Origin of the sequence: Methanoregula sp., from assembly GCF_049510175.1 — an archaeon.
Classification (GTDB): domain Archaea; phylum Halobacteriota; class Methanomicrobia; order Methanomicrobiales; family Methanospirillaceae; genus Methanoregula.
The window spans coordinates 1-20,057 of the sequence record NZ_JBEKZF010000008.1 but is presented as its reverse complement, the minus strand read 5'-3'; the positions used below and the strand labels follow the sequence as shown (position 1 = coordinate 20,057).

Genomic DNA, 20,057 nt, shown 5'->3' with positions numbered 1-20,057 from the left:
CAGAAATTCGATCGTTAAACACGAAGGATATGTTTGAGTGGATACATCATCTCAAACTGACGTTAATTATAACCCCTTCGCTAATAAGTGCTTGTCCTCCGCCATCTAATAATCCTCTCGACCTGGATTGATGATGAAATCATATTTCCACCCAAATTTTTAGGAAAAACCCTGAAAAAAATGAAAAATCCTGTTTTTTTCAAAAAATCAGATTTTTATGAGATCGTACTTTCTGCTTCCCATCCCGATCTCATCAGCATACCGTACCTGCCGGTATCCGTCAGTCTGTGCATGGACGCCCTTGAACTTGTCCCCTCCTTTTTGGTGATGCGCAGTGAGCAGCGAATCCGTGTACCCCAGCTGCTGGTTCACGAGATCGAAACTTGCTGCATCAATGGCCACCGGATCCTTCGATGCAAGGATACCGATATCCGGCACCATGGGGGCATCACTAAAGGGGAAGCAGTCACAGTCCGGCGTGATCCGGATCAGGAAATTCATGTACCCGATCTTGTTCTCTTTCCCCTGAACTGCCCCGAACGCATGTTCGACCATCCGCTCCATAAATTGAGGGATCTCGGTCTCCCAGTCGATGTCGATGGCATGTTCCGGGCAGGCGTGCATGCACTCGAAACAGCCGATACAGAGTTCAAGGTCGATGACGGACTTTTTTTTCTTCACACTGATTGCGGATTTCGGGCAGACCTTCATGCAGGATGCACAGCCAGTGCATTTTTCCGGTATCGTAAACGGGCGGGCGTTGTGCTGTGTCCTCTTTCCCTCAGGTGGAGCACACCCCATGGCAAGGTTCTTGATAGCCCCGCCGAACCCGGCGACGATGTGGCCCTTGAAATGGCTCAGCACGATCAGGCTGTCCGCTGCGGCGATGTCCCCGGCAATGGAGACTTCAGAGAAATGCTTTTTATCAATAGTGACTCTGCGGATGTTTTTCCCGTTGAGGCCATCCGCAATAATGACCGGTGCCCCGGTAACCGCAAAATCGAACCCGTGCAAAATGGCAGTGCCGATATGCTCGACAGCATTTGAGCGGCTGCCTAAGTACAGCGTGTTCGTATCGGTCAGAAAGGGAAGGGCTTTACACTCCCTTACCTTTTCCACGACCTGCCGGACATAGACCGGGCTGATGAATCCGTCATTGCCCGTCTCACCGAAATGGAGCTTGATTGCGGTTTTATCCTTCGGTGCAATGAGTTCTGGAAACCCGGCACGATCAAAAAGCCGTCGCACTTTTTCCGTTGTACATTCGTGATCGGAATAGGCACGGTGGCTGGCAAAATAAACAGGGCTGTTCATGGTATCCATTCCCCAGCGGAAATGTTGACACCAATGATGTATAATGTATCGGTTTCCTGTCAGACCAGTGCGGCAAGGTTCCGTTTTTTGTACCGGGCTTTTCCCGTCCGGATAAGTTCATTTGAACGGTCGAAATACTGTCTGGCCGTTTCATCTTTTCCCAGTTCTTTCATGCAGATGCCAAGACCATTCCAGGCCCAGGCATGGTTCGGGTTGATTTCAAGTACCCTGTTGAATGCTTCGACTGCCGATCCGATGGTATTCTTCTGTCCCCGTAATATTCCTATTTTTTTGAGGAGATCTGCCCGGTTGTAGAGCACTTCTTCGTCATTGGGCAGCAAATCAGCAGCCTTGTCGAAATCCCTGTGAGCCTCATCATCCTTACCCAGTTCCCTCAGGCAGGTACCCCGATCAAGCCATGCATAGGCAAACGAAGGATCCATCTCGATAGCACGCGTAAAAAAGGGGATGGCCTCCTGGTATTTTCCTTCACGGAAAGACAGGAAAAGGCCCTCCTTGTGACTCGATTTGGCCTTCCCGAAAAGTTTGTTGAACATGCTTCCCTGCGTATTCGCCGGACTTTCATGAGCAGGTGCTGGTGCCGGAACAATTTTAGTCTGCCGCAGGAGTTCCTCGCCCAATTCGCCGGTGACATCCCTGACCATGGTGATTGCCGCAATAAATGTTCCTTTGGCATCATAGAGTGCCATGGCTTTCATCCATACTACTTTTTGTTCACCATCATCTCCCACTACTTTGGTCCAGGCTGACAGCAGCCCCTGATCCTTACTGATGATCATGAACCCGTTCCTGGCAATCGTCTCGTCCTTTTCAAAGATCAGATCCACGAGCACCGGTGCCTTGTGTCCTAAGAGAGGAACTGAATATGCGCCATCCCTTTTACCGATCATATCTTTCTGATCGATCCCGGTGAATTCTGCCATCGCCTGGTTCCACGCAATTACCTTGCCTTCGCGATCGATAGCGAATGCAGCTTCCTGGAAAAAATTTATGGCATCAGAGAGGACTTTATCGGAGATCCCCAGGGATCTGCCTACAAACCGGCGTTCGACCGCCCGGTTAATCATGTGGACGAGTTCACGGAATTCGGTCGAGGGGCTGTCACCTTTTTTTAAGAAAAAGTCTGCACCGTTATTAAGTGCTTCAATTGCAGCATTCTCTCTTCCCACCCCGGTAAACATAATCACCGGCGTGGTGTCTCCTTTTGCACGAAGGATTTTCAGCAACTCGATGCCGGTAATTTCCGGAAGGTAATAGTCAACAACGATGGCGTCAAATGTGGAGGAGGCCAGGATACCAAGCGCTTCCTTCGACGAAGATGCGGTCCGTACTTGCATATTGCCGACCCTTTCAAGAAACAAACGTGTTGCATCCAATAACAGTTTTTCATCATCTATGACGAGAACAGAGTGCATCAGGTACCTAATGAGATGAACACTTATAAAAGGAAAAAGATTACGGGATCATTCCCGCTTTGCGAGCTGATGATCAAGGAAGAAGAGATGACCGATCACATCCCCGAGAATTTTGATCTGGGCGAGGATCTCGCTTGTCTGCTCTTCCTCCTCCACCTGCTCTTTCACAAACCACTGTAACATCTCAAATGTGGCATGATCCTTTTCCTTTATTGCGAGATCGACAAGAGCATTGATCATGCCGGTGACTTTCTGCTCATGGGCATACGCTTCTTCGAAAACTTTATCTGCGGAGGCCCATTTTACCTTGGGTGCCTCGATGGCTTCAAGGGATACCCGTCCCCCGCGTGCGATCATATAATCGTAAATTTTTACAGCGTGTGCCCGTTCCTCCTTTGCCTGCACCCGCATCCATTTCGCAAACCCCTTCAGGTTCACGGTCTCAAAATATGCGGACATCGAAAGGTACAGGAACGCAGAATAAAACTCACGGTTTATCTGTTTGTTTAATGCGGCTTCCATCGTTTTTGAAATCATCAGGATCCTCCGTTTGAGTCAGCATTGGTTTTTCTTCTGATAATGCTTTCGATTACGGCATCTCAGTTCTCGTGTCGCGGTTATCAGAGCCCGCTCATATCTCTTACGGTAACAACAATTATGAGCGCCGTTGACACCGATGCATCTTTAAAAAATCCTTATCCTTCGTCAGTGGCAAAGAAAAATTATTTCTTTTTCCGCGGATGGATGAGTGAATTGAAAATGCCGGTAATCGTAATGGGCTGTTTGGGCCGGAACACGCCCTGGTTCACGTACCGGACATCCTCGATCGAGAAAAATGCATGGGGATTCGTGGTCTCGATATGCGAGGTAATCCGCGGGACATCAGCACGATTGACGAGTGAAATGATCATCCTGACATTTCCCCGGGCTCCTCTGGCATCCAGGTACGTAACCCCGAAATGTTCCGATTCGAGGAATGAGACAATCTCATCGTTTGACTCTTCGGTGGTGACAATGCGCATGATGACCATGCCGATGGAAAGTCTCTCCTCAATGACGAGCCCGACATAGGTTCCCGTGGCAAAACCGAATGCATATGCAAAGAAATTGGCGATGTTGGAAAGATCACTCATCACCACTTCCATGGCAAGCAGCCAGATCACAATCTCAAAAAAAGCAATGAACGGCGCGAGGTACTTGATCCCTCTTGAGATGTAAATGACCCGGATCGTCTCCATGCTGACATCGCCGATACGGGCAAGGAAGATCAGGAGAGGAAGGATGAACCAGGAATACAGTTCAGGACTAATAAGGTAAAACGACATATTTTCGCCTTTTTAGCGGATTGTTGGTATTGAGTGGAGAAATGTTGCAGATTATTTCTATATGAATATTATCCGGAAATCGGAAAAATACGTAAATTTAGGGGAAATAAAAGGGATCGCGCGGAAAAATCTGCCCGGTTTGATCAGACATACTTCTGCGGGTCGGCATCAAATTTCTTCTTGCACCCCGGGGCACAGAAATAATACTTCTTCCCCTTGTATTCGCTCGTGAACTTTGCAGTCTTCTCATCCACGGTCATTTTGCAGATTGGATCGATCGCCATCCGGCACCTCAGTTATCTGCCTTTCTTCGCTTCGGGTATATACTTTTTCAGCAGGAGCGAGAGGGAGACCACGGTCACCGAACTGGCGGCCATCGCCAGGGCGGCAAGTTCCGGCTTGAACGTAATACCAAACGATGGGTAGAGAACGCCGGCTGCTACCGGGATCAGTGCCGCATTGTAGGCAAACGCCCAGAAAATATTGCCCTTGATCCGGCCCATCACTTTCTTTGAGAGCTGGATCGCGGCCACCGCATCGAGCAGGTCATCACGGATCAGGACAATATCACCGCTTTCAATGGCGACATCCGTACCGCTGCCGATTGCGATACCTACATCGGCTTGTGCCAGCGCGGGAGCATCGTTGATCCCGTCACCGACAAATGCAACGACCTCCCCTTTAGCCTGCAGCGCTTTCACTTCCGCTTCCTTATCCTGGGGCAGCACCTCGGCGATAACCCGCTCAATCCCGATCTGACGGGCGATCGCATCGGCAGTCCGTCGGTTGTCCCCGGTGATCATCGCGACGCCGATTCCCATTTCACGGAGTCCGGCAATGGCATCTTTTGTCGTGGCCTTGAGGGTATCGGCGATTGCGATGATCCCCGAAATCCCGCCCCCTGCGGCCACGAGAACCGCCGTCTTTCCCTCCTGTTCGAGTGCGGTGATATGGGATTCGATCTCCGCAGGGATGATCACGGATTTTTCCTTGAGGAATGCCCGGTTACCGATAAGCACGATCTCATCCAGCACGGTAGCCGAAACGCCTCTTCCCCCGAAGGTATCGAATGTTCCGGTAGTCTCTGTTTTTATACCGCGCTCCTGCGCCGCTTTTACCACCGCAACGGCCAGCGGGTGCTGGGAGTTCTTCTCGACACTGGCGGCCAGTGCGAGGAGCGTCTCCGCCGAAATGCCGACCGGTATCATATCCGTCACTTCGGGTGTTCCTTTCGTCAGCGTCCCGGTCTTGTCGAATACCACCATGGTGACCTTCCCGGCAACTTCCAGCGCCTCGCCGTTCCGGATCAGGATCCCGAGCTCTGCGCCGCGCCCCACCCCGACGGTGACAGCTGTCGGTGTGGCAAGGCCCAGTGCGCAGGGGCAGGCGACCACGAGAACGGAGATGAGCGCGGTCAGGGCGAAGAGGGTCGTTTCATGGAATACGAAGTACCAGAGAACGAACGATCCGGCAGCGATGATGAGGACTGCAGGGATGAAGTACGTGACAGCGACATCCGCGATGCGCTGGACCGGCGGTTTTGAACCCTGCGCATCTTCCACCAGCTGAATGATCTGGGCAAGCACCGTTTCCTTTCCCACTTTTGTGGCCCTGACCGTGATCACGCTGTTCGTGTTCAGCGTCCCTCCGACCACATGGCTGCCTTTGACCTTCAGCGGAGGCACCGGCTCACCGGTGATCATGGATTCATTGACATAACTTTCCCCCGCCATGACTTCGCCATCGACCGGGACTTTCGCGCCGGGCTTTACGATGACGAGATCCCCGGGTACAACATCTTCAACCGGGATCTCCCGCTCGGTCCCGTCGCGGACTACCGTTGCGACCTTCACCCGGAGTCCTGCCAGCTTTTTGATCGCATCGGATGTCCTGCCCTTTGCCTGAGCCTCAAGATACCGGCCCAGCATAAGAAACGCTGCGAGCATGATCGCCGTATCGTAGAACATGAACTCGTGCGTGAGGATAATCCCGAATGTGCCCATCACGCTCGCGACAAATGCGACACCGGTACCCATGGCATACATCACGTCCATGGAGAGGGAACCGTGCCGGAGCGATGTCCATGCTGCCCGGAAGATCGGGTAAGCTACGTATGCGAATACCGGTGTTGAGATGACGAGCATGATATACGCCAGCGTCTGCATGGAGACGGAAAGCGGCACGTACATTGCGAGCATCAGGGGGATGCTCACGGCAAAACCGATGGTGAAGCGGATGAACTTATCGTGCAGGTCTTTCTCCCGTGCATCCTTCTCGGCCTCCTCGCTGACCTCGCCCGAGATCCCGAGGTACTGGTAGCCCGCGTCCTCGATCGCTTTTTTCATGTCGGGGATATCGGAGAGCGAGGGATTGTAGGTCACATATGCTTTCTCGGTACCGAGGTTCACCGTGGCCGTGACAACCCCGGGTAGTGCCCTGAGTGCAGATTCGATCGTCTCCACGCAGGTGGCGCACATCATGCCACCGACCTTGATAGTGGCCTCGCCGTTCACCACATCATAACCCGCGTCCTTCACCGCCTTCTCCAGCGTGCCGAGCGTGACCTTTGCCGGATCGAATTCCACATGGGCTTTCTCGGTCCCAAAATTTACCTGCGCTTTTGTCACGTCCCGGACCTGCGAGAGGGACTCTTCGATATTCACGGCACATGTGGCGCAGTGCATCCCTGAAATTTTCAATTCTGCTGTTTTTTTCTCCGGCATGAAATTCTCCTTGTGTGGTGTCTTTGGTTACGGGATTATAATCGTTATGAATAAGGTAGATTCTTTAAACGTGCTGCACACGGTCGGGGCGATTCATCTGATCGGTCCGGATTATATTTTTCACCCGGCGCAGCGAACAGATTTCCCATGGGGCTTGGAGATTCCATTACCTGCTTTTTTACGAGACTCTTCCGGAAAAAGGAGTATCCCCTCTACGAAACCTGTGCTGCCTGCGGGGAACGGGTATATCTCCCGTTTTTCTGTGAATATTGTCACCGGTATTATTGTGATAAACACCGGTTGCCGTTTGATCACAACTGCAAGAATATTGATGAATGGAAAAGCCGGCGGGTATGAACGGGATCCATGAAACCGTGTCCTGGACTCCTTTTATTGACCCGGATTACGAACCATACTGGCATAAGAACCGGAAAACATTGATAATTTAAACAGACATTAGTAGATACCTATGACCGAAAAAAGGGGGCACTTTGAAAAGGGGCTCTGGGTGGAAGAACCCGAGGCCCCGCAAAAAAATGAGGACCAGATCGATGCACGCATTGCAGCAGCGACCCGGGCAGTCATATCCGCAATGGACGAGGCAGCGAAGGTCACCCGAGATCTAGTGACCACGGAAGAAGGAAAGAAACACATCGAGAAGACCATGAAAGAGACCACAGCCCAGATCCAGAAATCCTTTGATGAAATCCTGAACCGGGCAAAATCCGAGATGGACAAGAAGATCAAATCGATAAAATAAGTGCAGACTCCGAGTGGTTCATCAGAACCACGAGGATGAGAAGAACTCATCAGAGTTCTTCGAGTGCGGTAAATAATCGCATCTTTTTAAAATAATTATCCTTTATCCACCAGAGATTTTCTGTATGCCGCAACAAGTTCCGCCGCGTTCTGATCCGCATTCTTTGTCGGCACATAGTTGAACTGCTTCACCAGCTTGAGGATTTCTTCGGACAGCACGGCATCATTTCAACTACCCGTCGGGATGCTTCCCCCTCCCTGCTCCGCAGGGGGGTCGCTCGGGCGACTGTCGGGCCCTCGCTGGGCAAGGGACCTGATCAAAAGTTTCGTACAGGTAAGTGCGTAGCGCGAAACCTGCATGGCGTTTCGGGCATCGGGCATCGCAATGATCTTTTTTAAAAATAACAAACCGGCCTCCGGCTAATCGAACTCCCCCGCCTACCCCACCAACGCCAGCCATCCGGCAAAGATCAGGATCTGGATCACGGTCAGCGGGAGCCCGACTTTTATGAATTCAAAAAAGGTGAGAGTCGAACCCTGCTTCTCCGCGTTCTGGATGATGATCACGTTGCTTGCAGCGCCAAGGATCGTGAGGTTGCCGGCAATCGTGCTCCCGGCCGCAAGCGCCATCACCTGCGCCGTGCCGCTGCCGGCCTTGAGGACGAGCGGCTGGAACAGCGCGACGAACGGGACATTGGAGATGAACTGGCTGAACAGTACGCTCGTGCCAAGCAGCAGCGGGACCGATGTGAGCATCCCCGTGCTGACAAACGACTGGAACACACCGGTCTGCCAGACGCTTTCCATCAGGACAAACATCGCGGCGAAGAAGATGAGCGTGCACCAGTCGATCGTACGGAGAATGGCACACCGTTTCGGAGAGAAGAGCAGGACGGGAAGTGCAGCACAGATCGCGATCAGGGATAAGGTTACGACCATGGAACCGAAGAGGAGTGATGCGATGATATTGACACATGCCAGCAGCAGGATGATCGCAAGGGATATCTTTGCGAGGATCGTGAGCTGGTCATCGCAGGAAGGAACCGGCGTCGTCTCATAGGTGCGGGGCAAAAATTCCGTCTTGTAAGACCATCTCAGTACCGCATATGCAACGGCAAGGCTGATGAGGGTCGGTACCGCAAGGCATATGCCGAACGTGACAAATGGCGAGACCATGCCGGCATTGATGGCGATGAGCAGATTCTGCGGGTTGCCGATCGGGCTCATCACGCTCCCCGTGGTGATGGCGAACGCGAGGGCGAGCAGCAGGAGTCTTGGGGAAATCCGGCGGTCGGCTGCAAGACCGAGGACAAGCGGTGTGCCGATGACGGCAAGGGTATCGTTCATCAGCAGCGCTGAGAGGATGCCCATGCCAAAGAGGACGCACAGGACAACCTGATCGGCATTTTTTGCATGGATGAAAAACCGGTGGGCGATGCAGGAGAGGTACCCGCTCGATACCAGTGCTTCGCCGACAACAAACATGCCGAAGAGGAAGAGCATCACGTCGATATTAATGGCATGGAAGGCATCCGGTAACGAGATCTGCCCGGTGACCAGTACGGCCACTGCTCCGCCCAGCATGATCTGCCAGATCTTGAGGTTGAACCTGCCGACCTGACGGACCGCAATAAGGAGGAAGACCGCGGCAAGTACGATGATGGGGATATACGTACAGGATCTCTTGCATTTCCCTATGATGAGGATTGGTATTTACCACGGTATAACCGGAGAGACGGCGAGATGAGAATGGTTTGTTTCCGGATCTCAAGTATTGCCTGAAAAAAAGTGATCGTTAAAAAGAGAATCATGTCGAATGGTCCACAGCCCAGTGCAGGAGAACGCCCTGTTCGAGTTTATGGACCTCGATGAGGGTAAGCCGGCAGAACTCCGACTCAAGGGAAAATCCCTCTCCGTCTGCGAGTGTCGGCGCATCTTTTCCGCCAATCACGATGTTGCCGATGAACGTATAGATCTCGTCGATCAATCCGGCAGCGATCAGACCGGCGATGAGTGTCCCGCCTCCCTCCACCAGGACTCGTTGAATCCCCATTTCGCCCAGTTCATCCATGAGACTCTCAAGATCGACCCGGTCCGCCCCGGCTTCAATCACGGTGGCGAGTTTCCTGAGCTGTGCAACCTTTTCCGCATCGGCCTGTTTCGATACGGCAACGATCCGCTGGCCCGTACCTTTCTGGAGCACCGATGCATTGGGAGGAATACGGGCCATGCTGTCGACAACGATCCTGATCGGCTGTTCGTTGGTGCCCCGTCGGATCCGGTTATTCCGGCACTCCTCTGCCTTCACGGTAAGCGAAGGGTCATCAGCGAGGACCGTACCGATCCCGACCATGACCGCATCGCTGCCGGCTTTGAGACGGTCGACGCGGTTGAAGTCCTGGACCCCGGAGATCACCACCTGCCGGCGCTCGCGGGTGGAGAGCTTGCCATCGGCGCTCATCGCTACGTTGACAATGACATGAGGTCGCATATCCCATCGATCGTTGCTTCGCCAGTTATATCAACCCACTGATTGTGCATATCACGCGATCGAGGGAACGTTACCAGCCGTTCTGCTCATGTCCCCAGGGGAAATCCCTGCCGTGTAAGAAGCGTCCGTCATATACCGGCAATAATAGCCGGGCCTTTTAGTAACTGTTAAAATAAAAAGAGCATCACATGGGCAAACCGGATAGAGGAGATAACGTGTCCGAATCTTCCGGTACTCCTGTTTACGGCATCTCCTGCTGTGGAAAAAAAGATTGCCCCGTTAAACAATCCGTTCCTGGATATCCTCCAAAAACCCGTGTCGATACCCGAACTTAAGGCCGGACTTGAACGATTCCCCGGCACATAAGGAACTATTATCCCCTCTCGATAACAGTGTGCGTCAGGAACACGTCGCCTGTTCCATGCTGTCGCCGGTACTGGCACACCGGAGTACTGCATCCGGAGAAAAACCGGCAATGGGGCAGGCTCACAAAATGTTCGTTGTTCCGGTCAGGAGCGTGTATGGTCATCAGGTACGTAGGCGTACCTGCACACACTCCCTGATTTATGTCCCGCTCCTCCCCAACACGCAGGAACAGCTGTTTGTATTTCAGCAGCGTCCCGAAATTCCGTGATCCGGAAGCACCGATAATCTTTTCGAGGCGGCGGAGAGGAAATGTCCGGAAGCATACCGCGGAAATCTCCATGTCTGACCGGTAGAGGTAGATGTCGGAGAGGCCATAGGTCTCCTGGAGGCCGGAAAGTTCCGATACGATCTTCTGCACGTCCCTCATGGGAGAATAATCAAAAAATGGGATCTGGCGCATAATGCCCGGGATTGCGTTGATGAGGAACATTGCAAACGTAAACGGGGTTACTGGCTTTAACCTCACCCCGAACCGGTGACAAAGCCAGGATATGATACGGCAACCTCGAAGAGGGCTTTCATCTCCCGCGTGCGGGATCAACGGGGTACCATGATCTGCCCGGGGAATATATTTAAGAATTTCGTGTGCCGGCTGCTCCAGCTGAGCTGCGGTGAGCCGGGTACAGGCAAACCCGGTCTTTGAATTGATGGTGCCCGGCACCCTGAGGATCCTCCGGGTATCGGCCGTGATCTTTTCATCGAAGGCAAGCCCTTCGGCCTGCACCCGGGAGATGAGATCTCTCCTGACTTCCCGTGCCATGTCTTCGCGGGCGAACGGATCCGGGTTGTCATACCGTTACCGGTCCCGGCAGACAATATGGAATCCCTTGCTGCCGGAGAATGCGATGTATTTTACCGGCAGGTTATGATCGTGACAGAAATCCAGCAGGTTCAGTGCGTCTTCCCGGGCCTGATCGAGAGTGAAAAACGAGAACGGCGACCGGTCGATATCGAACACGATATCGGATGAGAGGAATATGTTGTCCGAGACCGGCGTTCTCTCGCGCCGCCCGAGGTTCTCCGGTACAAGCCAGCAGCTGGTGGAATAATACCCATCGTATGGCCGGTACCGGATGAGCCACATCTGGAGGGCCGCTTCGGTGTGGATGCGGTCGCGGATTTTAAGGAATCTTCCCTGGGGGAGGAGGATGCGGAAGTGGCGGTGGGTGAGATCGGTGATGGCAGAAAGATCCGGGGATAATACTGGTAAAAATGGCGGTAGGGATCAGTCATTTGGGATTATTTGAGGAGCTGCTCGTAGTTCTGGCTTTTGAGATAGGTAAGGAACCCGTTCCTTGTTTTTTGAGAAAGTCCCGAGCACGATTCAGCCGCCACCTGCTCAAGTCCGGGTGTCTTCCGGTTCGGATCGGAGACCGTGTTGATCCGGCTGCCCCAGGTCCTCTTCACCCACGCCGTGGATCTTTGCATAGCCCGGGTGCGGTGAGCGGGCACCGGCACTGCTGGCGGATGCCGGTGCCGGTGCAGAGGCTTTTTGCGGCGGTGAGTCCTTTGACTTTTTGATCTCGGCCGAGATCTCGTGGCCGGTCTTATTCATTCCCAAGTCGAGGTCTTTTACCTGTTTGTCCAGTTCGGCCTTGTTGATCTCCCCCTCCACTTTCTTCATCGCCGCGTCCAGATCGTCGAACAGTCCCATGGTGTCACATCCTTCGGTAATCGGTACCAGAACGTTATCATCGCAGGTTAAAATAACGATCTTTTTTGTATTGCCGCAGGTGCATCCCGAGGATTTAATTACCAGGCAGTACACAAGCGTTGTTATGTGGGACTACCGGTCATTTCCGGTAACAGTCCCCGACACCTTACTGGAGATCGTGACCTGAAATGGCCGATACTGTACCCCCCGACAGGGACCCCGGGCAGCTCAAAAACCTGCTCCTCGTGCTGGAGCATGCCCGGGCAGATGCATGGCTCCGGAAAGACCGGCGGGCGCTTGAAGCCCTGCTCTCCCCGGACTTCGTGGAGATCAATAGCCTTGGCCGGTTTGACAAAACCGGGGTGCTCGACCGGTTGTTCCCGTCCCTTACCCTGCACGGGTTTACGATCGGGGAGCCCACTCTCCGGATCACCGGACCGGATTCCGCGGTCATCAGTTACCAGTGCCACGAAGCGCTCACCGTGAACGGGAGTCGGATCGAAGGTAACTTTAACGTAACTGCCATCTATGCCCGGACTGAAAAACGGTACCGGCTAACGGTCTGGGAGATACAACCGGTGAGCTGATCTGCCTGTTCCCGCACTGCTGGGAACGGTGGTCAGGATAGTTGAAGTTTTCCTACGGGGATCCAGGCCGTTCAGGCCGGCAGGACAAGTTTTTCCAGCAGCGCAACCACAGAATCCCCTTCGAGTAAGGCGATTCCCCACTTCCCATCCTCCCCAATGAGGAGTGCCACCGGCCGGACAGACCCCATCATGCCGTGTTCAAGGCAGAGGGAAACGCTGCTGACCACCGGGATGATGGTACGGTTCCCGAAGAATTGCGGCTGCTGCAACCGCAGTTCTGTGTTCATGCGCCGGCAACCCCCCGGTTCCTCTCCCTCACCCTGTGCATGGCGTCTTTCACTGACGGGTCACGGGCCAGCTCCAGGCCTGCAATCACGATGAGGAGTGGGTGCCTGACTTTTACCCTTGCGGTGATGTCCAGCCCGAAGACCAGCCGGTCGAAGACCGGCTCCAGTCCGATATACACACGGGATGCCTGGAGTATGAACCGGGATGCCCAGTAATACCCGCAGATCTCGCCGGTCAGCATCGGGTCGCCAAGCCCGAGCGTCACCGTGCCACAGGCGTCCTCGAACCGGCTCTCGTTCCAGAACGCGGAGCCGAACGACCCGACCGGCCCGAGAATTCTCTGCACGATAGGGATGATCTCGTCGATCTTCAGTGCACCAGCAGGATCTGGTGTCTGAGCCGGGGCAATCTTCCCGCCCTTGGTCTCCCGAGGTCCGGTATGCGAGAGCACTGTGCGGCCTGCGATGAGTAATTCGGTTTTCCTCCCGGTACCGTTACCGGAAGACCGGATACCCGCAATGCCCCATGAGATCATCGTTGCCTGTTCCTGCTGGTCCTCCCGCCATACCAGCGTGACTGTGGCCCTGACCGGGATCGCGTAGAGCAGGAGGGCCAGAGCCATGAGCGGGACAAGAAGTGAGAAAAGTATAAACATCGGGATGAGGAGGTCGTCCATAAAAAAAATTTGGGAAATGATCAGAGCTCTTCCTTCTTCTCTTTTGCATCCGTTGTCTTGTTCTGGGTCAGGGTCTTGATGGCCTCGATCAGTTGCGGTGCCAGCGACTCACTGAGAGCAGAGATCACCTGGGCGATCTGGCTGTCCTTCTTTAATGACATGACCTGGACACCTTCAGGTCCTTTTACGTCTTTGTGGAGAATGACGAGCGCAACCGGTTCAATTCCGCCGCCTGCGCCGGAACCCTGTCCCCCGCCATCCTTTGTATGGTTGCCCCCGGCACCAAACCCGAAACCGTAGCGTGCGACCGGGACCACCAGTTTGTCGCCGAAATCAACCGGTTCACCCATCACATTCTTGGACGAGAGAAACTCCTTCAGCTCTGAAGCGGTCTCTTTGAGCATCTGTTCGTTTGACATAGACTTCACCGGTGAATTTATCATCGTTCCCCTATTTTAACCCGTCAGCAGGCGCGGGACCAGGGCGCTCACACGATCGTACTGCACTGTCCGGATTACCGCTTCGGGTATCCCATGCCGTGCAGTGTATCGGTAATTTCGTCAAGGATGGCCGGATCGTCAATGGTCGCCGGCACAGTATACGGGGTTCCGTCTGCGATCTTCTTGATCGTGCCCCGCAGGATCTTTCCCGACCTGGTCTTGGGCAGACGCTTGACGACCGCAGCCGCCTTGAAGGAGGCGATGGGCCCGATCTTCTGCCGGACTAATCTGATGAGTTCCGGCTCGAGCTGGTCCGGTGTTTTGGTCACACCGGCCTTTACGACAACAAATCCCAGAGGTACTTCACCTTTTACCGGATCGTGGACACCGGCCACGGCACATTCTGCCACATCCGGGTGGGATGCCAGGACCTCTTCCATGGCACCGGTTGAGAGGCGGTGCCCGGCAATATTGATGATATCATCCGTCCTCCCCATAATCCAGAGATAGCCGTCTTCGTCAAGGAACCCGGCATCGGAGGTCAGGTAATACCCCGTGTACGCGGAGAAGTACGTCTTGACGTAATCCGCGTCGTTGTTGTACAGGGTCACAAAACAGCCGGGCGGAAGCGGCAGTTTCACGACAATATTACCGGTCTCCCTGCGGGGGACATCGTTTCCCTGTGCGTCCAGAACCCGGACATCATAGCCCGGTACGGGTTTTGTGCAGGAGCCGGGTTTTACCGGGAGCAGTTCGAGACCGGCACAGTCTGCCCCGATCGCCCAGCCGGTCTCGGTCTGCCACCAGTGGTCGATGACAGGGACTTTGAGCTGGGACTGTGCCCAGATAAGCGTGTCCGGGTCACAGCGTTCCCCCGCCAGGAAGAGCATCCGGAATTTTGTAAGATCGTATTTCCGGATAAAATTCCCGTCCGGGTCCTCTTTGCGTATTGCACGGAATGCGGTTGGGGCACAGAAGAGGACAGAAACGCTGTGCTGTGCGATCACCCGCCAGAAGGCACCGGCATCGGGAGTGCCGACGGATTTCCCCTCGTAGAGAATAGTCGTGCAGCCATAGAAGAGCGGGCCATAGACGATGTACGAATGTCCGACCACCCAGCCGATATCGGACGCAGCCCAGTAGACCTCGCCGGGGTGCATACCATAAATATTCGGCATGCTCCAGAGCAGGGCAACGAGATGACCGCCATTGTCCCGGAGTACCCCTTTGGGTTTTCCGGTAGTCCCCGAAGTGTAGAGGAGGTAGAGCGGGTCCGTTGCGGCAACCGGCACACAGCCTACCGGTGCAGCATTCATGATGGTATCCCACGCCACGTCCCTCCCCTCTTTCAGCTGTGAGGGGGATTGCGGGCGCTGGACAATGACGCACGCGTCCGGTTTATGGGTGCACAGGTCAACAGCCGCATCGAGCAGGGGTTTATAGGGAATGATCCGGGTCACTTCGATCCCGCAGGAAGCAGATACGATCACCCGGGGTTGTGCATCCTCGATCCGGGTCGCGAGCTCACGGGCGGCAAAACCCCCAAAGACCACAGAATGGACTGCACCGATCCGTGCACACGCAAGCATGGCGATCACCGCTTCCGGTATCATCGGCATGTAGATGACTACCCGGTCGCCCTTTTTCACTCCGAGTTCTGCTAATCCGCCGGCACACCGGGCAACGAGATCCAGGAGTTCGCCATAGGTGTATTTTTTTACGGTATTGGTAACCGGGCTGTCATAAATCAGGGCAACATCATCCTTTTTTCCGTTCTCCACATGATAATCGAGCGCGTGGTAACATGAATTGAGGATCGCCCCCTCAAACCAGCGGAAGAATGGGGGGTTATCACGGTTGAGAACCCGGTCGTATTTCCTGTACCAGTGTACCTTTTCCGCTGCCTTCCCCCAAAATCCCTCAGGATTTACTGATGCTTCCTGATGGGCCCGCTCATGCTCGCCACTCATGCACCATGCCCCCGTCGTATGTACAAGAAGATGGAAGTGGGAAGTCTTATTTTTTCCCATAAGTGCACCAGGAATTCCCCGATGTGGTGCAGTTCCCCTCCTTTGGTATAGGAAAGTGGTGCAGTGTGAAGCAGATACCGAAGAGGGTTAAGGAATGTGCTGTAGAACCGGAAAAATAAGTTCCACTATTCTGATGAGAAGAGGTGGCCGATCTCCGCAGCGGTCTCATCAGTGATGAATGTGATAAAGACTTCTCCTGCCAGCAGCTTCCGGGAGGGCTGGATCCGGCTGGTGGTCTTCCCCCCGCTGCGAATTCCGAAATGCGATATGCCAAAACGGGTGGGAAGTTCCAGATCGCCGATCGTCTTCCCTTCCGCGTGAGACCCGGGTTCGATGACGAACGTGTGCACGTGCCGGTTGCTGAAGATGATCCTGGGATCTTCCAGATCTGCTTCCCCATCGGTACTCTTCGAAAACATGCTCGTGCCGATCTTTTTGACTTTTTTGATAATGTAGCCAATCTCTTCTTCAGGGATCTGGTATTTCCTGAGTGCACGGGAAAAGATCTCCAGCGAAGCCTCGAACTCTTCCGAGATCACCTCGTCAGCACCCAGTTCCAGCAGATACCGGGCATTCCGCACATGACGTGTCCGTGCAAGAATATGCACACCCGGCGCAAGCTGCCGTGCCGTTTTGATAATCCGGGGGATGGCGTCCTCTTCGGAGATCACGATGACCAGTGACCGTGCCCGGCGGATACCGGCATGTTCCAGTACTTCTGCCTGTACTGCATCCCCGAACATGAAATGGGGGCGGAAGGTGGATCGCTCCTTCTGGATGATCTCCGGATTCAGCTCGATGACCATGTAAGGAATCCCGGCGATGATGGCTGCCCGTGCAACAGTCTTTCCGGTGATGCCGTAGCCGGCGATGATGAGATGATCAGACAGTTCCTCTTCCCGTTCCTCTGCGGGTTCCTCCCTGTTGCGGAAAAACCTGCCCGGCAGGATCCGGTAGAGGAGGTCAACCACTCTTGGTGCAGCATTCATGGCAAAGGGGGTCAGGGCCATCGTGATAATCGCCCCGGCAAGGAAGACCTGGTAGACCCCTACCGGGATGAGCGCGGTGTCGAGACCGTTCTTCGCCAGGACAAAGGAGAACTCCCCGATCTGGCAGAGTGCAAAGCCCGAAAAGATGCAGACCCGGGCGGGCATCCCGAGCACCGAGGCGGAAAGAACGCCCGTGAGGATCTTTACGACAATGATGATGATCACGATCATGGCCACGTAAGAGAAATCGGTAAAAACCGTCCGCGTGTTCAGGAGCATGCCGATCGAGAGAAAGAAGATACCGGCAAAGACATCCCGGAACGGTATGATGTGGCCCAGTGCATTGATATTGTAATCGGACTCCCCGATGATGAGCCCGGCTATGAACGCCCCGAGCGTGAACGAGAGCCCGGCCTCGCTCGTCAGCCATGCGATGAGAATACAGATACCGGCAAGGGTGATCAGGAAGAGCTCGCGGTTTTTCTCCCTGGCCACCCGGAAGAGAAACGCCGGAATCACCCAGCGGGCCATGACAATGATGATGATGAGGATAAGTGCGACTTTTCCCACCTGGAGGGGGAGCGCGTTCATGTCGGGACCCCTGCTCCCCACGAGAAGGGGGGCGATGAGCATCATCGGGATGATCGCGAGGTCCTGGAAGATGAGGATCCCGAGGAGGGTCCTGCCCCGGAGGGTATCCACCTCGCCTTTCTCCTGCAGGATCCTCATGACAATGGCCGTGCTGGAGAGGGAGACGATGAACCCGAAGATCAGCGCTTCGTTGAAGGGCATGCCGGCATACCCGGAGAGGAGGGTAATGGCAGCAATCGTGACGCAGACCTGGACGGTGCCGCCGATGATTACCGTCTGCCACGAGCGCATGAGTTTCTGGAACGAGAATTCAAGACCGATCGTGAAGAGGAGCAGCATGATCCCGATATCGCCGAACGTGTCGATGGCTGCCTGGTTGGTGATGATCCCGAAGCTGTATGGTCCGACCAGCATGCCTATGATAAGAAAACTAACAATGCTGGGGATCTTCAGGCGCTGGCCAATGTACAGGAGGAGGACTGCGAGTATCAGGATACTTACACCGGCAAGCATCAGGTCCATAAGAGAATCCTCCGGATTAACCGGATACCGATATAGAGGTAACAACAAGCCGGATATTATACTTTATGAGATGCGGCGCGCCGGGCCCGTTTTTGCCTGTAATCCCTAATACCCGTGATCATGAGCCGGCGAATCACCCGGGGAAACGTTCTGGTTATCTTTTGTGAAGAGTGATTATACATCTTTTTTAATCCTGACGGTCTCGCTACGGTGATATGCCGAAATGCAAGATTCAGAAAAATAAAAAAGTGCCCCAGGCCTGATTTGAACAGGCGACAACCAGATCTTCAGTCTGGCGCTCTCCCAAGCTGAGCTACTAGGGCAGGAATACAAATGTTGTCACTTTTGACTAATAAATGATCCGGTCGATCTCTGGATTGGAAGGATGAGCCACTTGGATGAGAGTCGCTATCCTTGTTCTGGGCAAGGATCCTGGAAGGAAATATCGAATATTCCGAAACACCTCCTCGGCACGTGCATAAACCACGTGTGTTGTGTACAGGACGGAACATTATGAAGGGGGACTTCATCGAATGTGCAGATGATCCCGGTGGCAGGTCTTGTGTAGCCGCAGCCTCCTGATGGCAACTCTACCGGTAAGGAAACGATGGATTCACTTCCAAAAAAAGGAAATTATCCTAAAGTATGGTGACGGCACTGGTTTTTGTCCCTTCGCCCCCGTCGACAGTTGTAACGTTCACTTTCCACAGGCCGGGTGTGGCGGTGGGTGGTATGGTTGCCGTGCCGGTGATGGCTGTCGAGTAGACTGCGGAGAGGGTGGTGGTGATATTATAGCCCGTGGAATTGATCAGGTTGACGGTCGTGCGCCCACCGGGCTGGAAGTAGTTCCCGTTCAGGATGAAGGTGACCGTGGTGTCTCGATACACGGGCGAAGGAACAAAGGAGGTGATCTTCGGTACCGGCAGTGTATTCACCGAGAATGCGGACCAGGCTTTGCCGCCATCGGTGGTAGCGTTAAGTTTCCATGGGCCGGTGGGGGCGTTTGCGGGGATCTGGATGCCGCCGATGATGAGGGTTGGCGTGATGTAGTAGATGGTAGTGTTGATCTCACCATAGGTCGAGTTGCTGATATCGATGGCGGTCAATCCTGGCTGGAAGTTGGCGCCTTTAAGGGTATAGGAAACCGTGATGTTCGGGTACCCGGCAATGGGCGTGATGGAGTAGATGATGGGGACGGGCGGTTTTATGACTGAGAACGTGACCGGAGAGATACTTGTGCCGCCGTCAGCGGTGGTGACGTTGGCAAACCATTTCCCGAAGGCTGCATCGGCCGGTATCGTGAAGTTCCCAGCGATCGCGGTCGGCGTCACACTTCCCAGTTGGGCCGTGATGACCCCGGGATACGTCGTATTGAAGAGCGTGACCGTGGTGTTCCCGGCACCGGGCTGGAAGTTGGTGCCGGAGAGCGTGAACGTGACGGTGCTTGTCCGCACGCCGGTCAGGGGCGTGATGCTGCCGGTAATCGTCGGCACGGGTTGCAGGAGCGTGAACCAGCAGTTCGTGGTGCTGGTGCCGCCGTCAACGGTGGTGACGTTGACGAGCCAGCTGTTCGGACCGACCGGTGCATCGTCCGGGAAGAAGACCCGGGCCATGATGCCGGTCGACATCACACTCGTGATACTCGCATACACGCGGGTGCCAGTCGTAGTGAAATACGTCTGGTTGAAGAACGAGACGTTCGAGCCGGTGCCGACCTGGAAGTTGGAACCGGCCAGCGCGACCGTCAGGGTCCGGTTCCGGAACCCGGTCGCTGGTGTAATCGACGTGATTGCCGGTTTCAGCTGC

At 54.4% G+C, this 20,057-nt stretch carries 21 protein-coding genes and 1 tRNA gene; 3 read left to right on the top strand and 19 right to left on the bottom strand.

Features of this window, described 5'->3' with window-relative positions; all coding sequences use genetic code 11:
- Positions 1-207: 207 nt before the first annotated feature.
- The 6 genes from ABSG49_RS10300 to ABSG49_RS10275 all read right to left on the bottom strand — a co-directional run bounded on the left by ABSG49_RS10300 (position 208) and on the right by ABSG49_RS10275 (position 6,798).
- A complete protein-coding gene (locus tag ABSG49_RS10300) occupies positions 208-1,314 on the bottom strand; it encodes a DUF362 domain-containing protein (protein ID WP_424026042.1) in 1,107 nt (368 codons plus the stop codon).
- A gap of 59 nt (positions 1,315-1,373) precedes the next feature.
- Positions 1,374-2,750, bottom strand: coding sequence for a response regulator (locus ABSG49_RS10295; RefSeq protein ID WP_424026041.1), 1,377 nt, complete (start codon positions 2,748-2,750; stop codon positions 1,374-1,376).
- A gap of 48 nt (positions 2,751-2,798) precedes the next feature.
- Positions 2,799-3,287, bottom strand: a complete 489-nt coding sequence (locus tag ABSG49_RS10290; RefSeq protein ID WP_424026040.1) for a ferritin — start codon at positions 3,285-3,287, stop codon at positions 2,799-2,801.
- A 185-nt stretch (positions 3,288-3,472) separates the two neighbouring features.
- Entirely contained in the window at positions 3,473-4,075 is a 603-nt protein-coding gene (locus ABSG49_RS10285) for a DUF2179 domain-containing protein (protein WP_424026039.1), read from the bottom strand.
- A 143-nt stretch (positions 4,076-4,218) separates the two neighbouring features.
- Complete coding sequence (locus ABSG49_RS10280) at positions 4,219-4,359, bottom strand: YHS domain-containing protein (protein WP_424026038.1); 141 nt, start codon at positions 4,357-4,359, stop codon at positions 4,219-4,221.
- 12 nt (positions 4,360-4,371) lie between these two features.
- Positions 4,372-6,798, bottom strand: a complete 2,427-nt coding sequence (locus ABSG49_RS10275) for a heavy metal translocating P-type ATPase (protein WP_424026037.1) — start codon at positions 6,796-6,798, stop codon at positions 4,372-4,374.
- A gap of 46 nt (positions 6,799-6,844) precedes the next feature.
- Between ABSG49_RS10275 and ABSG49_RS10270 the strand changes: the two genes are divergently transcribed.
- On the top strand, positions 6,845-7,168 hold the full coding sequence (locus ABSG49_RS10270; RefSeq protein WP_424026036.1) for a hypothetical protein: 324 nt from the start codon (positions 6,845-6,847) through the stop codon (positions 7,166-7,168).
- A gap of 99 nt (positions 7,169-7,267) precedes the next feature.
- Entirely contained in the window at positions 7,268-7,558 is a 291-nt protein-coding gene (locus ABSG49_RS10265) for a hypothetical protein (protein ID WP_424026035.1), read from the top strand.
- 95 nt (positions 7,559-7,653) lie between these two features.
- Here the strand turns inward: ABSG49_RS10265 and ABSG49_RS10260 are convergent, their stop codons facing one another.
- The 6 genes from ABSG49_RS10260 to ABSG49_RS10235 form a co-directional block, all read right to left on the bottom strand.
- Positions 7,654-7,776, bottom strand: coding sequence for a hypothetical protein (locus ABSG49_RS10260; RefSeq protein WP_424026034.1), 123 nt, complete (start codon positions 7,774-7,776; stop codon positions 7,654-7,656).
- A 219-nt stretch (positions 7,777-7,995) separates the two neighbouring features.
- A complete protein-coding gene (locus ABSG49_RS10255; protein ID WP_424026114.1) occupies positions 7,996-9,189 on the bottom strand; it encodes an SLC13 family permease in 1,194 nt (397 codons plus the stop codon).
- 175 nt (positions 9,190-9,364) lie between these two features.
- Positions 9,365-10,048: a 2,5-diamino-6-(ribosylamino)-4(3H)-pyrimidinone 5'-phosphate reductase gene (locus ABSG49_RS10250; RefSeq protein WP_424026033.1), complete on the bottom strand. Its 684-nt coding sequence runs from the start codon at positions 10,046-10,048 to the stop codon at positions 9,365-9,367.
- A 373-nt stretch (positions 10,049-10,421) separates the two neighbouring features.
- Positions 10,422-11,234 carry a hypothetical protein gene (locus ABSG49_RS10245; RefSeq protein WP_424026032.1) on the bottom strand — a complete coding sequence of 271 codons (813 nt, stop codon included), beginning with the start codon at positions 11,232-11,234 and terminating at the stop codon, positions 10,422-10,424.
- A gap of 36 nt (positions 11,235-11,270) precedes the next feature.
- Complete coding sequence (locus ABSG49_RS10240; RefSeq protein WP_424026031.1) at positions 11,271-11,558, bottom strand: hypothetical protein; 288 nt, start codon at positions 11,556-11,558, stop codon at positions 11,271-11,273.
- A 255-nt stretch (positions 11,559-11,813) separates the two neighbouring features.
- The gene (locus tag ABSG49_RS10235; RefSeq protein ID WP_424026030.1) at positions 11,814-12,128 is read right to left on the bottom strand and encodes a hypothetical protein; all 315 of its coding nucleotides are present in this window, start codon (positions 12,126-12,128) and stop codon (positions 11,814-11,816) included.
- Positions 12,129-12,316: 188 nt separating this feature from the next.
- Here ABSG49_RS10235 and ABSG49_RS10230 point away from each other — a divergent pair, with 188 nt between their 5' ends.
- Positions 12,317-12,715, top strand: a complete 399-nt coding sequence (locus tag ABSG49_RS10230) for a nuclear transport factor 2 family protein (protein ID WP_424026029.1) — start codon at positions 12,317-12,319, stop codon at positions 12,713-12,715.
- Positions 12,716-12,786: 71 nt separating this feature from the next.
- Here the strand turns inward: ABSG49_RS10230 and ABSG49_RS10225 are convergent, their stop codons facing one another.
- From ABSG49_RS10225 to ABSG49_RS10195, 7 genes are all read right to left on the bottom strand, one after another.
- On the bottom strand, positions 12,787-13,002 hold the full coding sequence (locus ABSG49_RS10225) for a hypothetical protein (protein WP_424026028.1): 216 nt from the start codon (positions 13,000-13,002) through the stop codon (positions 12,787-12,789).
- Positions 12,999-13,658: a DUF2953 domain-containing protein gene (locus tag ABSG49_RS10220; RefSeq protein WP_424026027.1), complete on the bottom strand. Its 660-nt coding sequence runs from the start codon at positions 13,656-13,658 to the stop codon at positions 12,999-13,001. Before ABSG49_RS10220 ends, ABSG49_RS10225 begins: the two co-directional genes overlap by 4 nt.
- A gap of 41 nt (positions 13,659-13,699) precedes the next feature.
- Positions 13,700-14,098 carry a GerW family sporulation protein gene (locus ABSG49_RS10215; protein ID WP_424026026.1) on the bottom strand — a complete coding sequence of 133 codons (399 nt, stop codon included), beginning with the start codon at positions 14,096-14,098 and terminating at the stop codon, positions 13,700-13,702.
- A 95-nt stretch (positions 14,099-14,193) separates the two neighbouring features.
- Positions 14,194-16,089: a propionyl-CoA synthetase gene (locus ABSG49_RS10210; RefSeq protein WP_424026025.1), complete on the bottom strand. Its 1,896-nt coding sequence runs from the start codon at positions 16,087-16,089 to the stop codon at positions 14,194-14,196.
- Between the two features lie 185 nt (positions 16,090-16,274).
- Positions 16,275-18,251 carry a cation:proton antiporter gene (locus ABSG49_RS10205; protein WP_424026024.1) on the bottom strand — a complete coding sequence of 659 codons (1,977 nt, stop codon included), beginning with the start codon at positions 18,249-18,251 and terminating at the stop codon, positions 16,275-16,277.
- A 249-nt stretch (positions 18,252-18,500) separates the two neighbouring features.
- Positions 18,501-18,574, bottom strand: a tRNA-Phe gene (locus tag ABSG49_RS10200).
- Positions 18,575-18,889: 315 nt separating this feature from the next.
- The coding region (locus ABSG49_RS10195; RefSeq protein WP_424026023.1) for a hypothetical protein at positions 18,890-20,057 on the bottom strand (1,168 nt) is incomplete at its 5' end.

What these genes read in the sequence shown, in the direction of transcription:
- ABSG49_RS10250 (WP_424026033.1), bottom strand. Translation starts at nt 10,048, where the DNA reads ATGCGACCTCATGTCATTGTCAACGTAGCGATGAGCGCCGATGGCAAG.
- ABSG49_RS10290 (WP_424026040.1), bottom strand. Translation starts at nt 3,287, where the DNA reads ATGATTTCAAAAACGATGGAAGCCGCATTAAACAAACAGATAAACCGT.
- ABSG49_RS10295 (WP_424026041.1), bottom strand. Translation starts at nt 2,750, where the DNA reads ATGCACTCTGTTCTCGTCATAGATGATGAAAAACTGTTATTGGATGCA.
- ABSG49_RS10285 (WP_424026039.1), bottom strand. Translation starts at nt 4,075, where the DNA reads ATGTCGTTTTACCTTATTAGTCCTGAACTGTATTCCTGGTTCATCCTT.
- ABSG49_RS10270 (WP_424026036.1), top strand. Translation starts at nt 6,845, where the DNA reads ATGAATAAGGTAGATTCTTTAAACGTGCTGCACACGGTCGGGGCGATT.
- ABSG49_RS10210 (WP_424026025.1), bottom strand. Translation starts at nt 16,089, where the DNA reads ATGAGTGGCGAGCATGAGCGGGCCCATCAGGAAGCATCAGTAAATCCT.
- ABSG49_RS10300 (WP_424026042.1), bottom strand. Translation starts at nt 1,314, where the DNA reads ATGAACAGCCCTGTTTATTTTGCCAGCCACCGTGCCTATTCCGATCAC.
- ABSG49_RS10225 (WP_424026028.1), bottom strand. Translation starts at nt 13,002, where the DNA reads ATGAACACAGAACTGCGGTTGCAGCAGCCGCAATTCTTCGGGAACCGT.
- ABSG49_RS10245 (WP_424026032.1), bottom strand. Translation starts at nt 11,234, where the DNA reads ATGGCACGGGAAGTCAGGAGAGATCTCATCTCCCGGGTGCAGGCCGAA.
- ABSG49_RS10205 (WP_424026024.1), bottom strand. Translation starts at nt 18,251, where the DNA reads ATGGACCTGATGCTTGCCGGTGTAAGTATCCTGATACTCGCAGTCCTC.
- ABSG49_RS10215 (WP_424026026.1), bottom strand. Translation starts at nt 14,098, where the DNA reads ATGTCAAACGAACAGATGCTCAAAGAGACCGCTTCAGAGCTGAAGGAG.
- ABSG49_RS10220 (WP_424026027.1), bottom strand. Translation starts at nt 13,658, where the DNA reads ATGTTTATACTTTTCTCACTTCTTGTCCCGCTCATGGCTCTGGCCCTC.
- ABSG49_RS10275 (WP_424026037.1), bottom strand. Translation starts at nt 6,798, where the DNA reads ATGCCGGAGAAAAAAACAGCAGAATTGAAAATTTCAGGGATGCACTGC.
- ABSG49_RS10235 (WP_424026030.1), bottom strand. Translation starts at nt 12,128, where the DNA reads ATGGGACTGTTCGACGATCTGGACGCGGCGATGAAGAAAGTGGAGGGG.
- ABSG49_RS10265 (WP_424026035.1), top strand. Translation starts at nt 7,268, where the DNA reads ATGACCGAAAAAAGGGGGCACTTTGAAAAGGGGCTCTGGGTGGAAGAA.
- ABSG49_RS10230 (WP_424026029.1), top strand. Translation starts at nt 12,317, where the DNA reads ATGGCCGATACTGTACCCCCCGACAGGGACCCCGGGCAGCTCAAAAAC.
- ABSG49_RS10240 (WP_424026031.1), bottom strand. Translation starts at nt 11,558, where the DNA reads ATGTGGCTCATCCGGTACCGGCCATACGATGGGTATTATTCCACCAGC.
- ABSG49_RS10280 (WP_424026038.1), bottom strand. Translation starts at nt 4,359, where the DNA reads ATGGCGATCGATCCAATCTGCAAAATGACCGTGGATGAGAAGACTGCA.